The 2432-nt window shown below is 53.8% G+C and carries 3 protein-coding genes; all 3 read right to left on the bottom strand.

Annotated features, from left to right (window positions below):
* Positions 1–56 precede the first annotated feature (56 nt).
* The 3 genes from HNQ59_RS19250 to HNQ59_RS19240 all read right to left on the bottom strand — a co-directional run bounded on the left by HNQ59_RS19250 (position 57) and on the right by HNQ59_RS19240 (position 2071).
* Entirely contained in the window at positions 57–410 is a 354-nt protein-coding gene (locus tag HNQ59_RS19250) for a hypothetical protein (RefSeq protein WP_184042010.1), read from the bottom strand.
* A gap of 323 nt (positions 411–733) precedes the next feature.
* Complete coding sequence (locus HNQ59_RS19245; protein WP_184042009.1) at positions 734–1525, bottom strand: hypothetical protein; 792 nt, start codon at positions 1523–1525, stop codon at positions 734–736.
* A 63-nt stretch (positions 1526–1588) separates the two neighbouring features.
* Entirely contained in the window at positions 1589–2071 is a 483-nt protein-coding gene (locus tag HNQ59_RS19240) for a hypothetical protein (RefSeq protein WP_184042008.1), read from the bottom strand.
* Between the last annotated feature and the right edge of the window lie 361 nt (positions 2072–2432).

The raw sequence follows: 2432 nt of genomic DNA, 5'->3' as shown, positions 1-2432 counted from the left end.
GATCTGGACTTCGTTGAATCTCGCCTTGCGCATGTGAGCTCCTATCGCCCTCCATGCTAACTAATTCTTGGTATACCGTGGTGGGGAAAGGTCACCCCACCCCCACGCCCAATCCGCTGCCCCGGTGACAGCATCGACATCTCCACTGCCCGATACCGCGCATTACCGGCTTCCGCCGTTTCCAGCAGCGCTGTCGATCTCCCACCAACGCCACGTAAAGACAATACACCCATCCCCACTTCCAACAATCCGGCTGTCGGGTTGTAGTAGTTTGCCTTAAGCGGTTCCAGGAAACCCATATAGTCCGGCAACCCAGGCACACTGGCACACTGGCACACTGGCACACTGGCACCATTGAATAGGAAGTTTACGGCCCCTTCAACCGCATTCAACGCAAAATTATAAGGCACCTTAAGGGCATCAACACCCCATGATCCAGCTTGCTTGCCAAGATGCTGGTCAAATAGCTGCTGTTGGAGTTGCCCGGTACTTTCGCCATAAAGCTTCACCGCTACATGCAGCAGTTAGATGGGTCTGAAGTTTGCATTGAATTTGCCGCACGAACATCCAGTCCTAATGACATGTCCGCTTGCATCTAATTCGAGGCGAATTGTATCGTGGCAAATATCGCACAGAACAGGCTCTTGCCCGTCGCGATTTTTCTCCATCGCATCAAGTAGACGCTTTCTGTCCTCAGGTGTTTTTCCATTCCTTTCGTTCATGGTCTTAGTCCTCAATTACTATATGGATCAAGCCAAAGCTGATCTCTTAGGTCACGCCAGCCAAGGTTGGTGCCGTTTTGTTGATTGTGCATTTTTATCCGCTCAATTGCATCGCGACGCAATTGATAGCGCTCTAAGCTAAAGAGCTCAGGAGTGTGTCTAGATGCGCGTGCACTGGCTTGGACTTCGTCCAACAAGCTACCGGCCTCAAAGGATCTACCGGCCCAATTAGATTGACCATGGCCAACCAGTTCATGACCCAGTGCTGCTTTCCACGACATACGAGAGTTAGCCATGTTTCCCATCGTATTAGGCAGCAAATCATCCGAGATAATTAGCCAGTCCCAGTTGCTATAGCTGGTGTTGTACCCACGATCCAACGGGCGATAGTCAACAGGCCCGTCAAATCCGAGCTTCCTAGCAAAAGTGGTAGCCTCATCAATTTGAACCTCTCTGAGTGGAGTTATGTTGCGCCCACCTGTAGACGACAAACGCATTGCGTTGTTCGACACCCCGTTCACACGCCCCAACCGCTGCCCCGGCGTCAGCATCGACCTATCCACTACCCGATACCGCGCATTACCGGCTTCCGCCGTTTCCAGCAGCGCTGTCGATCTCCCACCAACGCCACGTAAAGACAATACACCCATCCCCACTTCCAACAATCCGCCTGTCGGGTTGTAGTAGTTTGCCTTAAGCGGCTCCAGGAAACCCATATAGTCCGGCAACCCAGGCACACTGGCACCATTGAATAGGAAGTTTACGGCCCCTTCAACCGCATTCAACGCAAAATTATAAGGCACCTTAAGGGCATCAACACCCCATGATCCAGCTTGCTTGCCAAGATGCTGGTCAAATAGCTGCTGTTAGAGTTGCCCGGTGCTTTCGCCATAAAGCCCCAGCTGCCATGCATTCGCAACGGTTGGTGCGAGCGAGACACCCATTTCGTTTGCCAAGGCAATGCGGCTTTGATTGTACAACGTGGCCTGCTTGGCTGCGTCTCCCCTGGCTTGCGCAATTGCCGCTTGATCTTCCGGCGCAATGCCAAAGACAACATTGTCACCCTCGACCCGGTTGAATGCACCACCAAATCCTTGTTCAAGGGATACGCGATCCTTGGTCGATAGCTCACTGAGTCGATAGGTGTACTGATAGGCTTCAGGCAAGGTGGCTGCCCTATCCGCCACAATCCGTTCTGGCGCGGCTCCTGCCGGCTCGCCAATGTGCCGGCCATAGTTTCTTGACCAGCCCTTGGATTCCTCGACCGGGTCGTAGTGGTCGTCGGTGTTGGTGTCCGGGAGGGTTGCGGGTTGGCGCAGTGGGCGGGCTGATTCAGCCTGCCCTGCCATCGCTTTACCCCCGCCAAGCCGCTGGGGGCGAGGGGGCTTTTTTAGCGGCTATCTATACAACCCATAAAAAACGAAACTCATAAAAAACGGCCAGCCTGATCAACAGGGCTGGCGGATTAGCAGGGGGGGTGTAAAGGACGACGCCAGTCCACGGCGGCGACACCATTCCCCGAATAGACCTGCTGATCAGCTTTTGTCGGGAGATCCTGAATCAATGACTCTGGCCCCACTGATTACTTAAACTAGGCGCTGTTGCGCAAACCCTCCCTCAGCGTGGCTTGGTAAGATAGTGGCATGACCAAGCCCGCTCCGAAACGTTACCGCACGATCAACTGGAAAGCCTACAACCAAGCCCTGATCC

It is taken from the genome of Chitinivorax tropicus (assembly GCF_014202905.1).
Taxonomy (GTDB): domain Bacteria; phylum Pseudomonadota; class Gammaproteobacteria; order Burkholderiales; family SCOH01; genus Chitinivorax; species Chitinivorax tropicus.
The sequence above is the reverse complement of the archived record's forward strand: the minus strand, read 5'-3'. Positions and strand labels throughout refer to the sequence as shown.

What these genes read in the sequence shown, in the direction of transcription:
- HNQ59_RS19240 (WP_184042008.1), bottom strand. Translation starts at nt 2,071, where the DNA reads ATGGCAGGGCAGGCTGAATCAGCCCGCCCACTGCGCCAACCCGCAACC.